The sequence below is a fragment of the Bifidobacterium lemurum genome (genome assembly GCF_014898175.1).
GTDB classification, from domain to species: Bacteria; Actinomycetota; Actinomycetes; order Actinomycetales; family Bifidobacteriaceae; genus Bifidobacterium; species Bifidobacterium lemurum.
The window spans coordinates 1,957,031-1,978,981 of record NZ_CP062948.1; the positions used below are offsets into that span (position 1 = coordinate 1,957,031).

The 21,951-nt window shown below is 65.3% G+C and carries 17 protein-coding genes and 1 pseudogene; 13 read left to right on the plus strand and 5 right to left on the minus strand.

All coding sequences use genetic code 11. The annotated features are described in order from the left end of the window. Together pyrF and gmk are read left to right on the plus strand one after the other, a co-directional pair. On the plus strand, positions 1-1,071 hold the full coding sequence (gene pyrF, locus BL8807_RS07495; protein ID WP_083570257.1) for an orotidine-5'-phosphate decarboxylase: 1,071 nt from the start codon (positions 1-3) through the stop codon (positions 1,069-1,071). Between the two features lie 32 nt (positions 1,072-1,103). Next, entirely contained in the window at positions 1,104-1,754 is a 651-nt protein-coding gene (gene gmk / locus BL8807_RS07500; RefSeq protein WP_083570256.1) for a guanylate kinase, read from the plus strand. 74 nt (positions 1,755-1,828) lie between these two features. Here the strand turns inward: gmk and BL8807_RS07505 are convergent, their stop codons facing one another. Both BL8807_RS07505 and ilvD read right to left on the minus strand, forming a co-directional pair. Then, complete coding sequence (locus BL8807_RS07505; RefSeq protein WP_420835635.1) at positions 1,829-2,626, minus strand: gamma-glutamyl-gamma-aminobutyrate hydrolase family protein; 798 nt, start codon at positions 2,624-2,626, stop codon at positions 1,829-1,831. A gap of 298 nt (positions 2,627-2,924) precedes the next feature. Beyond that, entirely contained in the window at positions 2,925-4,784 is a 1,860-nt protein-coding gene (gene ilvD / locus BL8807_RS07510) for a dihydroxy-acid dehydratase (RefSeq protein WP_072726470.1), read from the minus strand. 143 nt (positions 4,785-4,927) lie between these two features. Between ilvD and rpoZ the strand changes: the two genes are divergently transcribed. From rpoZ to fmt, 5 genes are all read left to right on the plus strand, one after another. Then, the gene (rpoZ, locus tag BL8807_RS07515) at positions 4,928-5,212 is read left to right on the plus strand and encodes a DNA-directed RNA polymerase subunit omega (protein WP_072726508.1); all 285 of its coding nucleotides are present in this window, start codon (positions 4,928-4,930) and stop codon (positions 5,210-5,212) included. A 393-nt stretch (positions 5,213-5,605) separates the two neighbouring features. Beyond that, positions 5,606-6,817, plus strand: coding sequence for a methionine adenosyltransferase (gene metK / locus BL8807_RS07520; protein ID WP_072726457.1), 1,212 nt, complete (start codon positions 5,606-5,608; stop codon positions 6,815-6,817). Between the two features lie 238 nt (positions 6,818-7,055). After that, the gene (locus BL8807_RS07525) at positions 7,056-9,317 is read left to right on the plus strand and encodes a primosomal protein N' (protein ID WP_072726455.1); all 2,262 of its coding nucleotides are present in this window, start codon (positions 7,056-7,058) and stop codon (positions 9,315-9,317) included. Between the two features lie 75 nt (positions 9,318-9,392). Next, complete coding sequence (locus BL8807_RS07530; protein ID WP_072726453.1) at positions 9,393-10,097, plus strand: HAD family hydrolase; 705 nt, start codon at positions 9,393-9,395, stop codon at positions 10,095-10,097. A 12-nt stretch (positions 10,098-10,109) separates the two neighbouring features. Next, positions 10,110-11,126, plus strand: coding sequence for a methionyl-tRNA formyltransferase (fmt, locus tag BL8807_RS07535; RefSeq protein ID WP_072726451.1), 1,017 nt, complete (start codon positions 10,110-10,112; stop codon positions 11,124-11,126). 180 nt (positions 11,127-11,306) lie between these two features. On the opposite strand, the gene serB is transcribed toward fmt, so the two are convergent. Further along, a complete protein-coding gene (gene serB, locus BL8807_RS07540; RefSeq protein ID WP_072726449.1) occupies positions 11,307-12,008 on the minus strand; it encodes a phosphoserine phosphatase SerB in 702 nt (233 codons plus the stop codon). Positions 12,009-12,046: 38 nt separating this feature from the next. On the opposite strand from serB, the gene BL8807_RS07545 reads away from it, so the two are divergent. The 6 genes and pseudogenes from BL8807_RS07545 to pafA all read left to right on the plus strand — a co-directional run bounded on the left by BL8807_RS07545 (position 12,047) and on the right by pafA (position 18,773). After that, entirely contained in the window at positions 12,047-12,790 is a 744-nt protein-coding gene (locus BL8807_RS07545; RefSeq protein ID WP_072726447.1) for a DedA family protein, read from the plus strand. Between the two features lie 4 nt (positions 12,791-12,794). After that, positions 12,795-14,333, plus strand: a pseudogene (arc, locus tag BL8807_RS07550) (proteasome ATPase); the annotation flags it as partial. Continuing rightward, the gene (gene dop, locus BL8807_RS07555; protein ID WP_072726443.1) at positions 14,330-16,105 is read left to right on the plus strand and encodes a depupylase/deamidase Dop; all 1,776 of its coding nucleotides are present in this window, start codon (positions 14,330-14,332) and stop codon (positions 16,103-16,105) included. The pseudogene arc and the gene dop, both read left to right, overlap by 4 nt. Positions 16,106-16,137: 32 nt before the next feature. Further along, the gene (locus BL8807_RS07560) at positions 16,138-16,989 is read left to right on the plus strand and encodes an inositol monophosphatase family protein (RefSeq protein WP_094725260.1); all 852 of its coding nucleotides are present in this window, start codon (positions 16,138-16,140) and stop codon (positions 16,987-16,989) included. A 156-nt stretch (positions 16,990-17,145) separates the two neighbouring features. Continuing rightward, on the plus strand, positions 17,146-17,337 hold the full coding sequence (locus BL8807_RS07565; protein WP_072726360.1) for a ubiquitin-like protein Pup: 192 nt from the start codon (positions 17,146-17,148) through the stop codon (positions 17,335-17,337). Then, on the plus strand, positions 17,337-18,773 hold the full coding sequence (gene pafA / locus BL8807_RS07570; RefSeq protein WP_072726430.1) for a Pup--protein ligase: 1,437 nt from the start codon (positions 17,337-17,339) through the stop codon (positions 18,771-18,773). Before BL8807_RS07565 ends, pafA begins: the two co-directional genes overlap by 1 nt. 174 nt (positions 18,774-18,947) lie before the next feature. Here pafA and BL8807_RS07575 read toward each other — a convergent pair whose 3' ends face one another. After that, the gene (locus BL8807_RS07575; RefSeq protein ID WP_072726362.1) at positions 18,948-19,229 is read right to left on the minus strand and encodes an HU family DNA-binding protein; all 282 of its coding nucleotides are present in this window, start codon (positions 19,227-19,229) and stop codon (positions 18,948-18,950) included. Positions 19,230-19,389: 160 nt separating this feature from the next. Further along, entirely contained in the window at positions 19,390-21,888 is a 2,499-nt protein-coding gene (locus BL8807_RS07580; protein ID WP_083570250.1) for a lysylphosphatidylglycerol synthase transmembrane domain-containing protein, read from the minus strand. Between the last annotated feature and the right edge of the window lie 63 nt (positions 21,889-21,951).

The following is a 21,951-nucleotide window of genomic DNA, read 5'->3' on the forward strand; positions in this document are numbered from 1 at the left end:
ATGACCACGGCACCAACCAGTGAGGAGATCCGGGCGCTGCGTTCCGATTTCGGACTGCGCCTGAGCAATTCCATGGCCAAATACGGGCCGCTATGCGTCGGCATCGACCCGCATAGGAAGCTTCTCACCGATTGGGGCTACAACGTCGACGCCGACGGCGCGGAGATGTTCGCGATGCGTATGCTGCAAGCCGCGAACGGACGCGCCGCCGCCGTCAAATTCCAGATGCCCATGTTCGAGCGTTACGGCGCCAAAGGCTTCGCCGCGCTCGAACGGGTGCTGTACGCGGCCCGCCAGATGGGCATGATCACCATCGTGGACTGCCTGCACGGCGGCCTGTCCACCACCATCTCCGCCATCGCCGACGCCTATTTCAAGCCGGGCGCGCCGCTGCTGGCCGACGCGATCACCCTGCTGCCGTATTACGGCGCGCGTTCGCTGGCCAATCTGATCGACGACGCGCTCGACAACGGCCGCGGCGTGTTCATCGCCTCCCTGACCTCGAACGAGGAGGGGCGCAGCCTGCAAAGCGCGATCCGCCAGCGTGGCGAATACAACGGCAAGACGGTGGCGTTCGGCATCGCCAGCACCGCGCAGAAGCATAACGTCGGCATTGAGGGCATGGGCTCGGTCGGCCTGATCGTGGGCGCGACCATCGGCAAGTGGATCAAGGAGACCGGCATCGATCCGGCGAAGTTCACCGGTCCCATCCTTTCCCCCGGATTCGGGTGGCAGGGTGCCGAGGCCGAGGATCTGAAAACCGTGTTCAAAGGCACCCGCGGCAATGTGCTGGTCACCGTTTCGCGGTCAATCGCCTCGCAGGGGCCCGACATCGCCGACCTCGCCGCCGCCACCGAAGCGATCGCGCTCGACGTGCGGCAGGCGCTGATGGAGGCCATGGATGGAGACGACGATGACGAGGCTGATGCCTCCGCCTCCGCTTCCGCCGATTCCGCCGCCGTTTCCGGTTCTTCCGATTCCGCTTCCGGTTCCGGTTCTTCCGGCCTTTCCGATAAAGGGGCCGCCGACGGCCGTTCCTCGGGATCCTCAGCCGACGATCTTGCCGACTGAACGCGTTTGACGCTCAAGGAGATATGCCATTCATGCCTAACGACAACCAGCCAGTTCTCGACGCCGAAGGTTTTTCTCCCACCACTGGGTCGCGTCGCACGGGCGGCCGTCTGATCGTGCTGTCCGGTCCCACCGCGGTGGGCAAGGGCACGGTCGAGGCGAAACTGCGCGAGGATCATCCTGAGATTTGGATGTCGGTGTCCGCGACCACGCGCGATCCGCGTCCCGGCGAGGTGGACGGCGTGAACTACCATTTCATGACCGAGTCCGAATTCGTGGACAAAGAGGCGGCCGGGGAGTTTCTGGAAACCGCGGTGGTGCATGGCATGGCGCATTACGGCACTCCGCTGGGCCCCGTCGAGGAGCATCTGGCCTCCGGCGTGCCCACGATTCTGGAAATCGACCTGCAAGGCGCGCGACGTGTGCGCGAACGTGCCGCCGAACTTGGATTGGATGTGGTGACCGTGTTCATCGCTCCGCCGAGTTTCGAGGAGCTCAAGCGTCGTCTGATCGGACGCGGCACCGAAACGCCGGAGCAGCAGGCCAAGCGTTTGGAGACCGCCAAGGTGGAGCTCGCCGCCGAACCGGAATTCGACATCGTCATCGTCAACGAGACCGTCGATAAGGCCGCCGCCGATTTATGGAACGTCATCGCCGACGAATACGGCATTCCGCGCGAATAACCGCACGAATAGGCGTCGCACCACGAGGTAGCGCACCACGAATGGGCGTCGCACAAGCAGGTGACGTACGCGGGTCAGCAGCTTGCGACGAACGCGGAGAAGATCGCGCGGGCGTTGGCGTCGACCCGATGTGAGAACTCCGGATGCCATTGGACCGCCCAAACGAATCGCTTCCCCGGCATGTACACCGCTTCGACGAGTCCGTCCGGAGCGTGGGCCATGGCGACGAGCGACGGCGCGAGCCTGTCGATGCCCTGGTGGTGGTAGCTGTTCACGGCCAAGGTGTAAGGCGCCGGATGGAATTCATCGAACGGACCGCACTGGTTCTGCCCGTCCTGTTGCCGTTCGGAATCCCGTTCCTTCCAAAGAACGCTGGCCAAGGGGGATTCCGGAACGACCCGCACCGTGTGCACGGGGCGGTCATAAGGCGGTTTGCCGTGATGTTCGATTTCGCAGGAGCGTTCGGAGGGCAGATCCTGCCACAGCGTACCGCCTAAAGCGGCGTTGAGGAATTGGATGCCGCGGCAGATGCCCAGCACCGGCTTGTCCCGCTCGAGCGTCGCATGCAGCAGCAGCGTTTCCATGCGGTCGCGGGCGGGACACAGCTCCGTGGTATGCGGCCCCGGAGTTTCGCCGTACAGGGCGGGATCGACGTCATGGCCTCCGGTGAACAGAATCGCATCACACATATCCGCCAGCTGTTCGACGCGTTCGCCGTCGTCGGTCAACGGCAGCATCACCGGAGTGCCGCCCGCCTCGATAACGCCGTCAAAATATCCGGGCAGCATCCATAGGCTGTCCAACCGGTCATCCCACAATGGAACCACGCCCACAACTGGCAGGGGCCGTTTCGACTGTCGCACAGACCGCAATGGAAGCTCACCTCTTTTCAGACGGGATTGTTGCAACCTCTATAGGTTTCGCATCAGTCTATGCGTTTGTTGTTACGGCGCAGGTTCGTCCGCGGAGATAGCAGAAGAGCCTCGCGCGATGGCGAGGCTCTCCTATACGTCCAGGCCTATATTCAGACCTATGTCAGGCCTATACCCAGACCTATGCCCAAGCCTATATCCAGACCTATGCCAGATCTATATCAGATCCATGCAGGCCTATGTCAGATCTGTGTCAGACCTATACCAGACTTGGAAGGACGAATCTCATTGTACCAGCTTATGCGAGGCCCGAGAGACGGTTGATCAGTTCGGGGTCGCGGGTGGCGCCCTTGTCGGCGGAGCGGGCGAAGGCCGCGTAGGCCTTAAGCGCCTGGCTCACCTGACGGTCGCGATGCGCGCGGTATCCGTCGCCGGCCTCCAGTTCGGCGCGACGCTGGGCGAGCTCCTCATCGCTCAACTCCACATCCACCTTGCGGTTCGGAATGTCGATGTTGATGATGTCGCCGTTGCGCACCAGCGCGATCGGGCCCTTGTTTGCGGCTTCGGGGGCGATATGGCCGATGGATAGGCCGGAGGAACCGCCGGAGTAGCGGCCGTCGGTGAGCAGGGCCACCTCCTTGCCGATGCCCTTGCCCTTGACGAAGGAGGTCGGGTACAGCATCTCCTGCATGCCCGGGCCGCCCTTGGGACCCTCGTAGCGGATGATCAGCGCCATGCCGGGCTTCAGGGTGTCGTTGAGAATGACTTCGATGGCCTGCTCCTGCGATTCGACGACCAGCGCCGGCCCGCGGAACGTCCAGATCTCCTTGGGCACGCCGGCGGTTTTCACCACGCAGCCGTCGGGGGCGAGGTTGCCGCGCAGCACGGCCAGACCGCCCTCGGTGACGGCCGGATGCTCGATGTCGTGGATGGCGCCGTTCTCGCGGTCGTAGTCCAGCTCGTCGAACAGGGTCTCGTGCGTCCACGGATCGGGGGAGATGATATGGCCCGGCGCGGCGCGGTAGAGGTCCTTGGCCTTGTCGGTGCAGGTGTCGCGCATGATGTCCCAGTCGGCGAGCTTCGCCTCCAAGGTCGGGTAGTCGATCGAGCTGACGTTGCGGTGCAACTTGCCGGCGCGGTCGAGCTCTCCGAGAATGCCGGTGATGCCGCCGGCGCGGTGCACGTCGGAGATTTCCCACTGGCCGGAGGGGCTGGCCTTGCAGATGCAGGGCACGGTGTGCGAGATGCGTTCGATGTCGTCGAGCGTGAAATCCACATCGGCGGACTGCGCCATCGCAAGGATGTGCAGCACGGTGTTGGAGGAGCCGCCCATGGCCACGTCCATGGTCATCGCGTTCTCGAACGCCTCCTTGGTGGCGATGGAACGCGGCAGCACCGACTCGTCGTCCTCGTGATAGTAGCGGTTGGCGATATCGACCACCTGCTTGGCCGCGTCCTCGAACAAGCGCTTGCGATAGGCGTGCGAGGCGAGGATCGTGCCGTTGCCCGGCAGCGCCAGACCGATCGCCTCGGTCAGGCAGTTCATCGAATTCGCGGTGAACATGCCGGCGCAGGAGCCGCAGGTCGGGCACACGCTCTTCTCATAGGCGAGCAGATCCTCGTCGGAGATGGAATCGTCGGCGGTGGCGTACATCACGTCGATCAGATCGGTGTTCTTCTTGACCGTGCCGTCGGAAAGCACCGTGGTGCCGGCCTCCATCGGGCCTCCGGAGACGAACACGGTGGGGATGTTCAGGCGCAGCGCGGCCATCAGCATGCCCGGCACGACCTTATCGCAGTTCGGGATGCAGATAAGCGCGTCGGCGCAGTGCGCGTTCACCTGGTATTCGACGGTGTCGGCGATGATGTCGCGGCTGGGCAGCGAGTACAGCATGCCGGTGTGGCCCATGGCGATGCCGTCGTCCACGGCCATGGTGTTGAACTCGCGCGGGATGCCGCCGGCGGCCTTGACGGCCTCGGCGACCAGGCGGCCCACCTTGTTCAGATGCACATGTCCGGGAAGGAACTCGTCGAAGGAGTTGGCAATGGCGATGATCGGCTTGCCGAAGTCCTTGCCGTCGACGCCGGCGGCGCGGTAGAGGGAGCGGGCGCCCGCGAATACGCGGCCATTCATGATTTTTGCAGATCGCATTTCCATACCCTCTATTCAATCGCTTCAGCGGGACACGAATCCTCCCCGCGATTCGTATGGCGGGACGGCCGTATATTGCGAGGCGTCGGCCCTCGCGTCTATACTTGCTTCGGATTAGATGGATTCCCTATTGTTTGGAGAATAACACCATGGCTTTTGGCACCGCGCCTACCCCCACCGGACTTGCGAACCCGCCCATCGACGATCTTATGGAGCATGCCGACTCCAAGTACGCGCTGGCGATTTTCGCCGCGAAGCGCGCCCGCCAGATCAACTCCTACTTCACCCAGCTCAACGAAGGCCTGCTGCAGAACGTCGGCCCGCTGGTCGAATACCAGAACCAGGAGAAGCCGCTGTCCATCGCGTTCCGCGAAATCGACGAAGGCCTGCTGGAGGAGACCCTCGGCGAGGACGATCTGTCCGAAGGCAACTGACGCCCGTCGTCTCCGCCTGATAGCCGGCTATCGGAACAACCGGTAACATCGGCCGGCATGCGCCATTGTCGACCGGCCCGATATCAGGTGCAACGAGACGTGGAATCTGGAGCGAACAAACCTGAAGGCTCGCGCCAACCATCCAAGGCTGGCGCGAGCCTTTTGCATGGTGCCAGAGACGCTTAACCGACCGATCGGACGGATAGTCAGGTGGTCGGATGCCAGGTTGAGCGGGTGTCGGCCAGCCGGGCACCCGCCCGGACGATCGCCATCCGAACCGTCAATCGCCTGTACGACAAGCCACCCAAACGGTCAAACCGAACTGTCAAACCACCCCGCGCCGGCATTACCATCCGAGAGCATCGCCAACTATCCGAGACATAAGGACCCACAATGAGCGAACCACGATTGATCAGCGCCGAATCGGTGACCGAAGGCCACCCCGACAAGGTCTGCGACCAGATCTCCGACGCGATCCTCGACGACCTGCTGCGACAGGATCCGCAATCCCACGTCGCGGTGGAGACCTCCGCCGCGACCGGCACCTTTCTCATCTTCGGCGAGGTGACCTCCGAAGGCTATGTGGACGTGCAGGCCAAGGTGCGCGAAGTGCTGCGCCGCATCGGCTACACCAGCTCCGCCATCGGCTTGGACGCGGACTCCTGCGGCGTGCTTGTGGCCATCAGCGAGCAGAGCGCCGAAATCAACCAAGGCGTGGCCCGTCTGAGCGGCGAGCGTGAATCCGCCGCCTCTCGCGAGGAGCGTTACGAGGCGCAGGGTGCCGGCGACCAGGGTGTGATGTTCGGCTACGCGACCGACGAGACCGATACGTTGATGCCGCTGCCGATCTATCTGGCGCATAAACTGTCCTATCGTCTGGCCCAGGTGCGTCATGACGGCACGGTGCCGCATCTGCGCCCCGACGGCAAAACGCAGGTCACCATCGAATACGACGAGAACAACACGCCCCGCCGTGTGGACACGGTACTCATCTCCACCCAGCATGACCCCGAAGCCACCCATGAATGGCTGGAGACCCAACTCAAGGCGCATGTGATCGATCCGGTGCTCGACGAGGCGTTGGGTACCGGCGTGGAACACGGCTCCTACCGCCAGCTGGTGAACCCCACCGGCTCCTTCGTGCTGGGCGGGCCGGCCGCCGACGCGGGACTGACCGGCCGCAAGATCATCGTCGACACGTATGGCGGTGCCGCGCACCACGGCGGCGGCGCGTTCTCCGGCAAGGATCCGAGCAAGGTGGACCGTTCCGCCGCCTATGCGACCCGTTGGGTGGCGAAGAACATCGTGGCGGCCGGGCTTGCGCATCGCGTCGAGGTGCAGGTCGCCTACGCGATCGGCGTGGCCGACCCGGTGAGCGTGAACGTGGAGACCTTCGGCACCGAGATCGACGTGAGCCGCGACCAGATCGCCGCCGCCGTGCGTCAAGTGTTCGACCTGCGCCCCGCCGCGATCATCGACGAGCTCGACCTGAAGCGCCCGATTTACGAGCGCACCGCCGCCTACGGCCACTTCGGCCGCACCGACGTGGAATTCCCGTGGGAGCGCGTCAACAAGGTCGAGGAGCTCAAAGCCGCAGTGCGCTAGTGGAGTAACCCCACCGGAGCACCGTGGCATCGCCCCATCCGAGCATCTCGGGTGGGGTTGATTTCTTCGTCCCAACGCAATGGGGCCATGATTCCGCGTGGGTTGTGCGGTGGCATAGCACGAGAAGGCGTTCGATGGGGCATAATCCGCTAGATATGCCTTGCGGCGTCCCTGCAACGAGCCGGCCTATGCCATGCGTTGACGGCCGCGCTTCCGGCAACGCGTTACAGTGGAGGGCATGAGTATGAGCGACGCCGAGCAGTTGGCGCTTGACGGGCTGGCCCCGCGCAAGCGCCGCCGCCGCGCGCCCGCGGAGCACACGCCGGCGGCGCACGACCCCGTTGCCCATGTGGTGCTCGACGTGCAGGCCATGCATCTGGGCCAGACCTTCGACTATCTCATCGACGAGAAGGACGCGGACGTGGCCGTGCCCGGCGCGTTGGTACGCGTGCGTTTCGGCGGCCAGCGCGTCAACGGCGTGATCTGGGGCAGGAGCGACGACAGCGACACGCCGAGATCCTCCCTGCGCTATCTCGAACGCGTGCTCGGCGGCGACGTGCTGGTGCCCGCCTCGATGCGTGACGACATCACCGCCATCGCCGAAGCGTACGGCGGCACACGGGCCAATATCCTGCGGTTGGCGGTGCCGCCGCGCGTGGTCAAAATCGAACGCGAACAGCGTCTGGCCGCGTCCTTCAATCGCAAGCCTTCCCCGATTCTGTCCCAGGCCGTGGAACGCCGCGGCGAGATGCTGGAGGCCTCATACGGCCAGTGGAACATGTTGCGCGACGCGCTTGCGGGAACGGGTTTCCGTCCATTCGTATTCGATTCGCTGCCCGGCGTGGGGGAGCAGGCGCGCTGCGTCGCCTGGATGATCGCCCAGTCGTATCTGGCCGGGCATGGCGCGGTGGTGGTGCTGCCCACCATGCGCGAGGTGGGCGATGTGATGCTCGCCCTGCGGGAACTCGGCTTGCGTCCCTTCGGTCCCGCTGCTGATGCCCCGCAGGGCGCCAACCCGTCAGGTATGGGCGCGTGGCGTGGCGACGTGGCGGTGCTGACCGCGTCCACCGCCCCCGCCGACCGATACCGCGCCTACTTCGCCACCGCCATCGGACAGGTGCGCTGCGTGATCGGCACGCGCGCCGCCATGTACGCGCCGGTCGACGGCCCCGCCCTGTTCGCCATCGTCGACGACGTCGCCTACCAGCAGGCCGACGGCATGATGCCGTACGCCCAAGCTCGCGGCGTGCTGCGTCTGCGCGCCGAACGCCACGGCGGCGTGTTCGTCGCCATCGCCAACGCGCGCAGCCCCATCAGCCACGCGGAGGTCGAAGGCATCGGCGCGGCCACCGCCACCGGCGGCCCGGCCACGGCGATCCACGCGCTGCCCACGGTCACCCGGGAACGCATGCCTTGGGTGCGCTGGCTCAACCGCGACGAACTGGCCCGACTGGCGGACCCCTCCATCGGCGCGCGCGTGCCGCACACCGCCGTGAACAACATCCGGCAGGCGCTCGACAGTGGCCCCGTGCTGTTCTCCATCCCCTCCGACGGCGTGAGCGAGGCGTTGAGCTGCGCCGCATGCCATCGTCAGGCGCGATGCCGTCGCTGTTCCGGGCCGCTGGCGACGGTGGCCGGCAACCGCACCCCCCGATGCCGTTGGTGCGGCGCGGCGGCGGTGAACTGGGTCTGCCCGGGATGCAAGGGCGAACGCCTGCGCGTGGTGCGCGTGGGCGCGGCCGGCACCGCGGACGAGCTGCGCAAACTGTTCCGCGGCGTGCCGATGCTGCTCTCCAGCCCCAGCCAGCCCAAAGGCGTGATCCACGAGATCACCGCGCAACGGATGATCGTGATCGCCACGCCCGGCGCCGAACCACGCGTGAACCCCGTCACCGACGAGCAGGGAGCGGCCGGGCACGAGTACAGCGCGGTCGCGATCCTCGACGCGTGGACCAGCCTGTATTCGCCCGGCATGGACGCGCGCGTGGACACGTTGACCGCGTGGATGCGCGTGGCCGCCATGTGCGCGCCACGTTCGCGCGGCGGCCAGGTGCTGATCCTCGGCGAGACGGATCCCGCCATCGCGCAGTCGATGATGATGTGGAATTCCGCGCTGCTCGCCGCCAAAGACGTTGAGGAGCGTGGCGAGATCGGACTGCCGCCCGTGGTCGCCGCCGCCTGCGTGTGGGGGCAGCGCGATGCGGTGCGTTCGCTGCTGCTCAGCATCGGCGCGATGGACGGCGGCGATATGGCCGTATGCCCCGCCCCCGACGGCAGGGAATTGCCGGCCGTGCTTGGTCCGGTGCCGATTCCTCCGCCGCGCACGGTGGACGCGCGCGAGTTGGAGGTCACCGCCGACCGCGTCAAGGCGGTGGTGCTGGTGCCGCGGTCGCGCCGCGGGGAACTCGCCCGACGACTGCATATGCAGGTCGCCCGCCATGTGGCCGCCCGCAAGCCCGGCGAATTGCGCTTCCAGATTGACCCCAAGGATCTGATCTGAATCATGCCTTCGAATCGTCCCCTTGGCATGGGACGATGGTGACGGATGATTCCCGTGACTTTTGAGGAGGCAACCATGAAGGGATGGCCCGGCGAGCCGGACATGGACTATGACGTGATGGTGGCGCAGGGCGAGGCCGCGGCGAATGCCGGCAAGCCCGTCACCGACGTGATCTTCGACTTCGGCAACGTGCTGATCTACTGGGATCCGGCGGCCGTGCTGGTGCCCCGCTACCGCCAGAAGACCATCGACCAGTTCCTCGACAATGACATCTCCGGCTTCTACGACAGCTGCGACATGATGGATGGCGGCGCGACTATTGCCGAGAGCGTCGACTGGATGCGCCGTACGCATGGCGACAAGTGGGCCGACATCCTCGAATACTACATCGCGAACTTTCTCGACTCCCTGACCGGCATCGTGCCGGGCGCGCGCGTGCTCGTCAACGATCTGAAGGCCGCCGGTGTGCGTGTATGGGGCCTGAGCAACTGGGATAAGGAGCTGTTCGCCGAGGCCGAGGAGCAGTGCGACATCCTGCGTGAACTCGACGGCAAAATCGTCTCCGGCTTCGTCGGCATGCGCAAGCCGCATAAGGATATCTACGAGCGCGCCCTGCAGGAGTTCGGCATCACGGCCGAAGGGGCCGTATTTATCGACGACAAGGCGATGAACATCGTGGGCGCGAACGAGGCCGGCATCCGCGGCGTGCGTTTCCAGGACCCGGTGAAGCTGCGCGAACTGCTGATCGCCGCCGGAGTGGACATCCCCGCGCTGCAGTAAGGAGAAACGGTCATGCTCAGACTGGTGTTCGCCGGCACCCCCGACGTGGCGGTGCCGTCCCTGAAGGCCTTCGCCGCCGATCCGCGTTTCGAAGTGGTCGGCGTGATCACCCGTCCCGATGCCCCCACCGGTCGCGGCCGCAAACTCATGCCCAGTCCGGTCAAAGCCGCGGCGCTCGAACTCGGTGTGCCGGTGATCGACTTCAAACCCCGCAGCGACGAATTCCTTGAAATCCTGCGGGAACTGCGCGCCGACATCGCCGCCGTGATCGCCTACGGCAACATCCTTCCCCAACCGGTGCTCGACGCGGTGCCGCTCGGCTGGTACAACCTGCATTTCTCGAATCTGCCCAAGTGGCGCGGCGCGGCCCCCGTGCAGCGCGCCATCTGGGCGGGCGACGCCACCTGCGGCGCCGACGTGTTCAAAGTCGGCGAAGGATTGGACGACGGCCCCGTCATCGCCTCGATGAGCGTGGAGCTCACCGGCCGCGAAACCTCCGGCGAGCTGCTCGACCGTTTGGCGGCCGACGGCGCGCCGATGTATGTGGACGCGCTGGCCGCCGTGGGGGAGGGCACCGCCGCATTCACGCCCCAGTCGGATGAGGGCGTCCAGTACGCGCATAAGATCACCACCGAGGACGCGCATATCGATTTCGCCGACGATGTGGAATCCATCGACCGGCAGGTCCGCGCCTGTACGCCCGCGCCTGGCGCGTGGTGTGTTCTGCACGCCGGCGGTGCTGGTATCGCTGATGGCGCTGACGGCGTTGGTATCGAGAACGCCGCAGGCGGCGATGGCAAAGGCACGACCCTGCATGTGTTGTCAGCACGTCCCGCCGACTTGGGCAATCCCAATACCCCGACAGATCTTGGCGCTGGCGTGATTCGCGCGGGCAAGAAAAACGTGTGGGTCGGCACCGGCACTACGCCGTTGGAGCTGCTCGAAGTCAAAGCGCAAGGCAAAAAAGCCATGCGCGCCGCCGATTGGGCGCGAGGCGCGCGTCTGACCGACGCCGCCTACTGCGACTGACCCGCGAGGTGCGCATATACCGTGCCCGTCAACGAACGTTGTGCCTCCCCTCGGGAGGCACAATCAAGTTTGGTGTGTCGGCTTCACGAGATAAAGCCGATTTCGCACACCAAACTCAAGAATCAATCGTTTTACTCGGGCAAGGCCTAACGGCCCGACACACCAAACTCGAAAAGGGTGTTAATCGAGGTGGTCGAGCACCAGTCGCAGATCGCGTTCGTTGATGGCGGCGGGAGCGGCGAGCTGCGTCTTCGGCTTGGCACAGAAGGCGATGCCCAATCCGGCGGCCTGGATCATCGGGATGTCGTTCGCGCCGTCGCCCACCGCCACGGTCTGAGTCATGGGCACGCCGCACCGCCGCGCCCACTCCCGCAAGGCATGCAGCTTGACCGTCTTGCATACGATCTCACCCAACACGCGTCCGGTGAGGCGTCCGTCCACCACTTCCAGCCGGTTCGCCATCCAATAGTCGATATGCGCCTCTTCGGCCAGATGATCCACCACCTCATGGAATCCGCCGGAGACCACGCCGACCTTCCAACCATGCGCGTGCAGCGTGTCGATCAGCTCCAACGCGCCGGTGGTGAAGTGGATGCGTGCGCGCACCGCGTCGAACACCGACACGTCCAAACCCTCCAACAGCGCCACGCGTGCGCGCAAGGCCTCGCAGAACTCCAATTCGCCGCGCATCGCCCGCTCGGTCACCTCGGCGATCCGCTCGCCGCAGCCCGCGGCTTCGCCCAGCTCGTCGATGACCTCCTCGTCGATCAGCGTCGAATCCACATCCATCACCAGCAGGCCGGGTTTCGACAGCGTAGGGGGTGCAAAGAACTGGTCGGGGGAGGGCGTCTCGTCAACAAACTGCGCATATTCTTCGGACATGCTTTCGATTGTCGGAAAACATTGGGACAATGGCGGGTATGGTTTTTTCCGCTTCCTCAGCTTTCGTCCTCGCCAACGCCACACCGGCCCCGATCTGCACCACGGAAAGCAGCGGCCTGATAGGCGCGATCACCGATTGGCTGGTGGGGTTGATGGAGACGGTCGGAGGCCTCGGCGTCGCGTTCGCCATCGCCTTGGAATCCGTCTTCCCGCCCATTCCCAGCGAGGTGATTCTGCCCTTGGCCGGATTCACCGCGGCTCGCGGTTCGCTCAACCTTTTCGAGGCGATCATCTGGGCCACCATCGGCTCCGTCTTGGGCGCATGGGCGCTGTACGGCATCTCCCGTTGGGTGGGATTGCGGCGCATCAACCGCGCCGCCGACAAAATCCCCGGCGTCAGCCGCAAGGACGTGGGCAAAGCGAACGACTGGTTCACCAAGTATGGCACCTGGTCGGTGCTGCTCGGCCGTGTGATTCCCGTGGTGCGCTCGCTGATCTCCATTCCCGCCGGCTTCAACCGTATGAACTTCCTGCAATTCACAGGCTGGACGCTGCTCGGCTCGGCCGTGTGGAACACGATTCTCGTCTCGGCCGGATATCTGCTCGGCGACCAGTGGTGTTCGATCCAAGGCGCGTTGGGTGTGTTCGAGGATGTGGTCATCGCCGCCGTGGTTATGGTCATCGTATGGTATGCGGCGCGCAAAGTGCGTAGTGTGGTGCTGAGAAGACGCGTGGCCGCACAGGCCGACGCGGCGGAAGGCACTGAGGAGAGCGATGACTGACACCGAAATGGCGGCCGACTACGACCGTCTGCGCGAGAAGAACCGTGCGTTGGCGCAAGCGCTGAACCGCGCCGGCAAGGAACTCGCCAAGGCCAAGGCCCAGTTGGCGCAGATCGCCCAACCGCCGCTGACCTTCGCCACCATGGTCAAAATCGATCGCGCCACAACCGACGAGCAGGGCGTCCAGCACGCGTCGGCGGAGGTGATCGCGGGCACGCGCCGCATCGTCGTGCCGGTCGCCGCGAATCTCAACGCCGAACGATTGCGTTCCGGCGCGACCGTGGTGCTCAACGAGCAGATGGTGCTGGTCGAGCAGCGCGACGTTGACAGCGTGGGGCAGATCCGCACGATTCGTGAGATTGTGGACGATGGCCGTATCGTCGTGCAGGATGGCGGCGGCAATCCCACGGTGGTGCGCCGGTCCAGCGCGTTGGCGAACGCCGCGATGCGGCAGGGCGACCGCGTGATCGTCGACCCGTCCGTGCGGCTGGCGTTGGAACTTCTGCCCGCCGAGGATGACCAGAACCTGGTGTTGGAGGAGACCCCGGACGTCTCCTTCACCGACATCGGCGGCCTCGACACCGAAATCGAACGCATCCGCGACGCCGTGCAACTGCCGTTCCTGCATCGCGCGCTGTTCGAACGCTACAATCTGCAACCACCCAAAGGCGTGCTGCTGTATGGTCCTCCCGGCAACGGCAAAACGATGATCGCCAAAGCCATCGCCAACGCGCTGTGCGAAGGCAGTGGCGACGGCACCGGCGTGTTCCTATCGGTCAAAGGCCCCGAACTGCTCAACAAATTCGTCGGCGAATCCGAGCGTCTTATCCGCCAGATCTTCCAACGCGCCCGCGAACGCGCCGCCGACGGACGGCCCGTCATCGTGTTCATCGACGAGATGGACTCGCTGCTGCGCACGCGCGGCTCCGGCGTGTCCAGCGACGTGGAAACCACCATCGTGCCGCAGTTCCTCGCCGAACTCGACGGCGTGGAGAATCTCGCCAACGTGATGGTGATCGGCGCCTCCAACCGTGTGGACATGATCGACCCCGCCGTACTGCGCCCCGGGCGACTCGACGTGAAGATCCGCGTGGACCGTCCCGACGCGGAACAGGCGGTTTCCATCATCCGGCACTACCTCACCGACGATCTGCCCCTGCAATCCGGCGTGGACGCGGCCGCGCTCGCCGGCGTGCTGGCGCATGACATCTACGTGCGCGACGAACGCCGCCACTTGGCCGACATCTGCGACGAACACGGCCAATGGTCCGCGCTGTTCCTCGCCGACGTGGTCTCCGGCGCGATGCTTAAGAACATCGTGGACCGGGCCAAAACACGGGCCGTCAAAGCCTCCATCACGTCGGGCGCGGACGTGGCGCTGGACGTGGATCTGCTCGCCGCCGCCGTCGAAGAGGAATTCCGTGAGACGCGCGATTCCGTGCTCGATGCCGACCCCGCCCAATGGGCCCGCGTCAACGGCATGGACGCCGGCCACGTCTCCCGCATCCGTTCCGTCGACGTGATTGAAAGGAGCGCCCTATGAGCGTCAAACGGGTGATGGGGACGGAAACCGAATATGCGGTGTCGCAGCCGGGCGTGGCCTATTATCAGCCGGTGCAGTTGTCATTCGACGTGGTCAAGGCGGCATCCGATCCGAGCACCGCGCATATCCGCTGGGACTACCGGCAGGAGGATCCGGTCAACGACGCGCGCGGCACCCGTCTCGACCGCGCCGCCGCCCGCCCCGACATGCTCACCGACGAGCCGCAGCTCAACATCACCAACGTGATCGCCCCCAACGGCGGACGCATCTACGTGGACCACGCGCATCCCGAATATTCCGCGCCGGAGACCCGTGACCCCTTCGAAGCCGTGGCGTACGACCATGCCGGCGACCGTCTGATGCTCGCCGCCGCCCAGGCCGCCAGCGCCGCCGCCGAACGTCCCATCGTGCTGCACCGCAACAACGTGGACGGCAAAGGCGCGAGCTGGGGCACACATGAGAACTATATGATGAGCCGTTCGGTTCCGTTCGAGAAGGTGTCGCGTCTGATGACCCTGCACTTCGTCTCCCGACAGATCTACGCCGGCTCGGGGCGCGTGGGCCTGGGGGAGCGCGGCGAGACGCCCGGCTACCAGATCAGCCAGCGGGCCGACTACATCCAGTCGAAAATCGGCCTGCAAACCACCTTCGACCGGCCGATTATCAACACGCGCGACGAACCGCACGGTCCCGCAGCCAGCCGCCGTCTGCATGTGATCGTCGGCGACGCGAACCGTATGGAGGTCCCGCAGGCGCTCAAACTCGGCGTCACCTCCATGCTGCTGTGGCTGCTCGAACATGCCGAAGAGACCGGATTCGAACTCGACGCGCTGCTGGACGAACTCGCGTTGGCCGATCCGGTCGCGGCCCTGCATACCGTGTCGCGCGACTTGTCTCTGGCGGCCGAACTGCCGCTCGAATCGGGCGAGACGACCACCGCGTGGATCATTCAGGTACGGCTGCGCATGGCCGTGTATCAGGCGGCGGCGGTCGCGTACGGCATCGATACGGCCGGCGAACCGGCATGGCCGGACAGGGCCACCCGCTCGGTGATGGCGATGTGGGGGCAGGCGCTCGCCGACACGGCCGCCATCCGCCATGCCGACGACGACGCGCGGCTTGCGATGAGCGGCGAGGCCTCGCGTGTGGAATGGCTGCTCAAATGGCAGCTGCTGGAGAAGCTGCGGCGCAAGATTGAGGCGACCGCAACGCCCACGACCGAAGTCCCCGCAGCCCAGGCTTCTTCCACGTCCGGGGTTTCCATGCCGGGCGGCTCCGGCATCGGCTCGACCGATACGGTCCCGGCTTCCGACATCGCCCCCGGCCAGCGCGCGGCCAGCGGTTGGGACGATCCGCGGATCGCCGCCATCGATCTGAAATGGGCGGCCCTCGACCCCGCGGACAGTGTGTTCGAACGGCTTCGCGCACGCACCGAACGGGTGCTGACGGACGGCGAGGTGGCGCGTGCGGCGGCCGAACCGCCCGAGGACACGCGCGCCTGGCTGCGCGCCATGATGGTGCGCCGGTACCCCGGGCAGATGGCGGCGGCGAGCTGGTCGCATCTGACCGCACGAGACGAAAACACCGCGTCGGCGGGCGAAACATACGGCAATGCCAGCCGCGCCCCGCGCCCGGCCTCAGATCTGTTCTCGTTGGATACCGCCGATCCCGAAGCGTTCACGCGCGCGGATTGCGAGCCTGTAATGGAGCAATGCGAACAGGCCGTGCAGGTCTTGCGCAGGCTCGCCGAGACGCGCGCCTCGACCGTTTAGAACATCACCGGCAGCCGGTAGAATCCTGAACCATGGAAACCAGAGAGGAAACACCCAACGACCTGCGCGCTCTGGCGATGCAGGTCGCGAAGATTCTTGAACAGGCAGGCAAACACGCCCTGCAGGACCAGCTGAACCCCCATGACCTGCATCTGCCCGACATCAGCGACGGCCGCCGCCAACATGTGGAGACGGACACCCGCGTGCTGCGTTATGTGAGCGCGCGCATCGCCGACACCATGCGTTTCGACGGCTTCTGGAGCGCGCGCCCCGCGACCAGCCGCCCCGGCCAGCGCTACTGGTACATCGGCAAGGTCGACGGCGTGATCAACTTCATCCGCAATATGAGCGAATGGTCGCTGACCACGGCGCTGTTCGAATTCAACGAGGAATGCCGCCCCGTGCCCATCCTCGGCGTCGTGCACGCTCCGGCGTTGGGTCTGACCTACCTGGCGGCCCGCGGCGCCGGCGCCATCCGCATCCGCACCAGCTCGATCGGTGAGAAGCGCGAGAAGGTCGTGCCTTCGATGACCCCCTCCTTGGACGGCGCCGTGATCAGCTACGGCATGTCGTTCATTCCCGAGGAGTCCAAGCGCGCGTTGGAGACGGTGGTCGCCATGGCAGGCCGCCCGGCCGACATCAAACGCGTCGGTCCCGCCTCGCTGGATCTGTGCAAGGTGGCGGACGGCACGTACGACGCCTATTTCGAGCCGATGCTGCACGATTGGGATATCCCCGCCATCGCAGCCGGCACTGTGGTGGTGTGGGAGGCGCAGGGCACCCTGCATCGTTGGAACGGCGACTACATCCACTGGCGTCACGACAACGACGTGGTGGCCACCAACGGTCTGATCTACCGCGATCTCAAGCAGTATCTCGACTGATCTCAACGCTTAAGGAAGAGGCCGCGGCGGGAGACCTGTGGAATATGCGGTTCCGTGGCATCCCGCCGTGTGTCTCTCGTCTGAGACGATCCGCGCCGCCGTCCCGACGGACGCGCTAGACTTGCGTCACATATGCAGCAAGGATGAGGAGGGCGTATGCCTCAGGAATTTGAACAGGCGCAGGCCGCGGCCGAAACCGTCGCCGAACAGGAGTCTGCGGCGGTCACATCGCAGGAGACGAGCGATCAGCTCGACGCGTTGGACGCGGTGCTCGACGACATCGAATCGACTTTGGCCACCAACGCCGAGGAATACGTGAGCAGCTTCGTGCAGAAGGGCGGCGAGTGATGCCGCAGCTGCGCGACAGCTCCACCAGCGCGAACTCCCGGGAACCCGTATCATCCGCCGCGATGAACGGGTTCTGCCGTATTTTCGGCGTGGAAACCGAATACGGCGTGTCCGTCACCGGGGCGGACAGGCCCGTGGACGCGGGGCAGGTGGCGATGACGATGTTCCAGCCGGTCGTCTCGCGTTCGCGCTCCACCAACACCTACCTGACCAACGGCTCGCGGCTGTATCTCGACGTCGGCTCGCATCCGGAATACGCCACCGCCGAGGCGCGCGACCCGATGAACGCGCTGGTCCAGGACCTGGCGGGGGAGCGCGTGATGCGCCGGCTTGCCATGCAGGCGCAGGAACGCCTGCGTGAGTCGCACGGCGCGAACGCCAGCATCCACGTGTTCAAAAACAACGTGGATTCGGCCGGTCACGCCTTCGGCTGCCATGAGAACTATCTGGTGCGCCGTTTCGTGCCGTTGGAGAACGTGGAGCGCGAGCTGCTGCCGTTCCTCATCACCCGCCAGCTGTTCACCGGCGCGGGCCGGGTCACCGACGAGGGATTGCAGATCACGCAGCGCGCTGATTTTCTCGACGAGGCCGTCTCCTCGGCCACCACGCGCGCCAGACCCATGGTGAACACGCGCGACGAACCGCACGCCGACCCGGACAGTTTCCGCCGTCTGCATGTGATCATCGGGGATTCCAACCGCTCGCAGTGGGCCACATGGATGAAGCTCGCCACCACGCATCTGGTGCTGTGCGTGATGGAGCACGCCGCGCGCGCGGGTGAGCCGTCGGGATTCGAGCCGATGGCGCTGGTTGATCCGGCCGCGGCGAATCGCGCCGTCAGCCGGTATTTGATGCGGGACGATATCGTGTTGGAAACCGCCGACGGCGTCATGTCGCCGCTTGCCATGCAACGTCGGTACTTGGAGCTGGTCGAGGTCTTCGCCGCCGACCATGCGGATGAGTTGAACGATGTGCCGCATGTGTTGGAGCAGTGGTGTGAGGCGTTGGACGCGTTGGAATCCGGCGATTTCGACGCGCTCGCCGACCGTGTGGATTGGGCGGCGAAACGGCGTCTGTTCGCGGCTCTTGAGGCCCGTCATCCGGGAATGGCCCGCACGCAATTGGAGCATCTCGAACTGGATTATCACGATGTGGCCAACGGTCGTGTCTACGAGTCGCTGCTGGCCCGCGGGCAGATGCGCGTTCTGGCGGATGACGGGACCGCGTTCCGTGCGATGGGCGAGCCTCCTTCGGATACCAGGGCCGCGTTGCGTGGCGCGTTCGTCGGCGCGGCGCTGAACGCCGGCGCGCAGTTCTCCTGCGATTGGACGCGGCTGACGGTCAGCGCTCCGGAACGCCACGAGGTCGCGCTGCTCGACCCGTTCCGCGCCGAACCCACCGAGGAATACCTCCGCATGATGCGTTCGCTGGGGTGAGCGGAGCCCCACTTCGTCATGCTGAGCGGAGTCGAAGCATCTCAGGATGACGATACGGAGCAAGGCACGCGCAGGTTCTGAGGGTGCCGATAATGGAAAATCCCCCCCCGATTCCATGTGGAATCGGGGGGGGGATTTGCTATACGTCAGTAGACGATGCCAAACTGGCCAATCTTACTTGGTGACGGCCTTCTTGAGCAGGGAGCCGGCGGAGATGCGGACGCCGTAGGAAGCCGGGATGTTGATGGTCTCGCCGGTGCGGGGGTTGCGGCCGGTACGGGCGGCGCGCTTGACGCGCTCAGCGGAGAAGAGACCGGTCAGCTTCAGGCCTTCGCCGGACTGCATGGCCTCGACGAACACATCCTGGAAAGCGTTGACGGCAGCTTCGGCCTGGGCCTTGGTCAGGTTGGACTTCTGAGCGATCTTCGAGACGAGATCAGACTTGTTGTATGCCATAAAGCATCCTTCTTTGTTTCCGGGGACCTGCTCTATTCGCTGCAAGGTCCATCGTCAATCAATGATATTAGCGCACGGTCTACCGAAAACCCGCATTGTGTAAGGGTTTTTGCCGCATAATCACAGGTTTTGGCCCCTACGCGCCCCTTGAGGGGCAGAATCAGACGAGATTGTGCCTCGCCAGCCACCGCATCGCCAACGCTCCCAACGGAATACGCAGCCAGTAGAACACGACGCGGTACAGCAGCGTGGCCGACAATGCCACGCCTTGGGGAACGCCCACGGCCACGAACGCGAAGGTCAACGCCGCCTCAACGCCGCCCAGGCCACCCGGCGTGGGCACGGCCGAACCGAGCGCGTTGGCGAGCATGAACACGAACATCGTCTCGATGGGATTCGTCGTGGTGCCGAATGCCAGCAACGCCGCCCAAAACGCCAGTCCCAGCGCCACATTCTGTATCAGCACGCCCAGAGCGCTGCACGCCAGCGCGCGGGGTTGGGAAAGCACATCCCACAACTGGCTGGTATACGACTTGACGATGGGCACCAGTCTGCGCGCGACCAACCTGCGGACCGGGGGGATCATCATCGCCACCGAGCAGACGATCACCACCACGCCCAGCACGATGATCAGCGTGTTGGTGGGGATCATGCCGGAAAGCATGTCGCGGCCGGTGAACAGGCCGATGATCACCAGCATCATCACATACACCACGTAATACACCACCAGCACCGCGCTGATGATGGCGGTGGCCGGCGTGTTGCGGTAGCCGCTGCGGCGCAGGAACTGCAGGTTCACGAACGAGGGGCCCACGCCGGCCGGCATGGACACGGTGGCGAATCCGGCCGCCACCTGCGACATGAACACGCCCACGACGTTGCGTCGGTCGCGGTCGATGAACGCGCCCAACGACAGGGACGAACCCAGCCAGGCGATGATACTGAGCAGCAGACAGAAGGCGGCCATGGACGGGCGCGCGTTGGTGACGGCGGCGATCACCTCGTCGGGCTTGAGCTGGGTGAACACCACGGCCACGGCCACGATCAGCAGCGCCATCGCGATGAACGAGCGCGGCGAGAAACGGGCCAGCGCCACGGGTTCCATCGATTCGGCGACCTCCTGCGGGCCCAAGGCGAGCAGCCGCTTGCGCAGACGGTCGACCAATTGGCGGTCCCACGCGGGCAGCGCGCGGATGTCGGAGGGGACGGCGACCTTCTGGACGAACGGCGCGAGCTCGACCAACGCGTCGGTGCCCCACGCGACCTGCGCTGCCTCGATGGTGCGGTCGATGCCGATCAGCGCGCTCATCAGCGCGAGCATCTGCACCTTGTCCAACGCGACGTTGGCGGGCATCGAGGCGTTGTCGCCGTTATGCCATCCGGCGATGATCGGCGTGCCGTCGTCCAGACGGGCGAGCGTGTCCGGAGTGATTCGGCGATGCGTGTATCCGCGGCGGTTGGCGACGTCGAGATAACGCATGTAGGCGGTGGCGTCGTCGTTGGTGAGCGTGTTGAGATTGCACGGCAGCGCCTGCGTGTTGGCGTCGAGCACCAGCACCGAGGAATCCTCGGTGTCGGCGACGCCGTAGGGACGCGAGACCGGCAGCCCCGCGTGCTCCAGACCCATCAGCATGGCCTGATGATGCTGGGTGGCGTCGCGTGTGGAACGGTCGCGGCGCATGGAGACGTCGGTGAACCGCATCCACTGCCAAAGCTGCTTGAGATAGCCGGCGGTGTGGCGCTGGCCGTCGAGCACGGAAACGAGATAATGCCTGCCGTTGCGGGTTTCCAAATCGTAGATGCGCGAGCCTTCGACCAGATCGTCATCCAACACGGCGGTCAGGGCGTTGCCGGAGACGACGGGATCATGGCGGCGCGTCAGCGAGACGGGGTTGAGTCCGATGCCTTTGAGCGCGACCACCAGCTGTTCGCCCCACACGCCGGTGTTGCGCGTGCCGACGATGAAACGGATCAGCATGCCGATCACACGGCCGGTGGCCAACGCCACCACCATGCCCGCCACCGAATGCCATGACAGCACCACCATGATCGCGGCCAACGCGTAGAGCATATTCCACGCCCACTTGACGGTGGAACGGATGCGGCGCGGACCCGCGACGGTGAGGAACGCGCCGATGCCGGCGTAGACGTCCGGCAGCAGGCCGATGCCGTATGCGGTCGCCGCGGACGACATCGCGGCGATCAGGGCGGGGCTGCCGCTGCCGCTGATCAGCGCGGAGATACCCCAAATCGCGCCATATCCGACAAACATGCCGATGACCGAAACGGCGGCCTGAAACCATTCGCGCGAGAGCAGCAGCTGCGCGAGCACCATCACCACGATCACGATGGTGGCCAGCTGCTGCAGCACGGACGACGGCACGTCGGCCAACCATTCGATGGCCTGCGCCGCGGTATGCGCGTCGGACTCCACTCCCGAGGTGAGGCCGCGCATCGTGGCCGCGCACACCACCGCGACGATCGCGACGACCACCGACAACGCCGCGCGCGTCAGATCGCCGAAGTCGCGGGTGCGGCGCGGCGCGATGTCATCGATATGCACACCGCCCGCGGAACGCGTGGAATACGAGTTCAAGCCCGCCTCGAGGGATTCGGTCGTCGTCGAAGCGTGCCGATTGCTTTCGATGCCGTTCGTCATGCTGTGAACAGATTGCTCCTTATGCGGGGATTCGAGGAAGGTGCGGCGGAGTGGACCATAACG

What these genes read in the sequence shown, in the direction of transcription:
- fmt (WP_072726451.1), top strand. Translation starts at nt 10,110, where the DNA reads ATGCTCAGACTGGTGTTCGCCGGCACCCCCGACGTGGCGGTGCCGTCC.
- pafA (WP_072726430.1), top strand. Translation starts at nt 17,337, where the DNA reads ATGCCGCAGCTGCGCGACAGCTCCACCAGCGCGAACTCCCGGGAACCC.
- BL8807_RS07560 (WP_094725260.1), top strand. Translation starts at nt 16,138, where the DNA reads ATGGAAACCAGAGAGGAAACACCCAACGACCTGCGCGCTCTGGCGATG.
- metK (WP_072726457.1), top strand. Translation starts at nt 5,606, where the DNA reads ATGAGCGAACCACGATTGATCAGCGCCGAATCGGTGACCGAAGGCCAC.
- rpoZ (WP_072726508.1), top strand. Translation starts at nt 4,928, where the DNA reads ATGGCTTTTGGCACCGCGCCTACCCCCACCGGACTTGCGAACCCGCCC.
- BL8807_RS07525 (WP_072726455.1), top strand. Translation starts at nt 7,056, where the DNA reads ATGAGTATGAGCGACGCCGAGCAGTTGGCGCTTGACGGGCTGGCCCCG.
- pyrF (WP_083570257.1), top strand. Translation starts at nt 1, where the DNA reads ATGACCACGGCACCAACCAGTGAGGAGATCCGGGCGCTGCGTTCCGAT.
- dop (WP_072726443.1), top strand. Translation starts at nt 14,330, where the DNA reads ATGAGCGTCAAACGGGTGATGGGGACGGAAACCGAATATGCGGTGTCG.
- BL8807_RS07530 (WP_072726453.1), top strand. Translation starts at nt 9,393, where the DNA reads ATGAAGGGATGGCCCGGCGAGCCGGACATGGACTATGACGTGATGGTG.
- BL8807_RS07580 (WP_083570250.1), bottom strand. Translation starts at nt 21,888, where the DNA reads ATGACGAACGGCATCGAAAGCAATCGGCACGCTTCGACGACGACCGAA.
- BL8807_RS07545 (WP_072726447.1), top strand. Translation starts at nt 12,047, where the DNA reads ATGGTTTTTTCCGCTTCCTCAGCTTTCGTCCTCGCCAACGCCACACCG.
- BL8807_RS07575 (WP_072726362.1), bottom strand. Translation starts at nt 19,229, where the DNA reads ATGGCATACAACAAGTCTGATCTCGTCTCGAAGATCGCTCAGAAGTCC.
- serB (WP_072726449.1), bottom strand. Translation starts at nt 12,008, where the DNA reads ATGTCCGAAGAATATGCGCAGTTTGTTGACGAGACGCCCTCCCCCGAC.
- BL8807_RS07565 (WP_072726360.1), top strand. Translation starts at nt 17,146, where the DNA reads ATGCCTCAGGAATTTGAACAGGCGCAGGCCGCGGCCGAAACCGTCGCC.
- ilvD (WP_072726470.1), bottom strand. Translation starts at nt 4,784, where the DNA reads ATGGAAATGCGATCTGCAAAAATCATGAATGGCCGCGTATTCGCGGGC.
- gmk (WP_083570256.1), top strand. Translation starts at nt 1,104, where the DNA reads ATGCCTAACGACAACCAGCCAGTTCTCGACGCCGAAGGTTTTTCTCCC.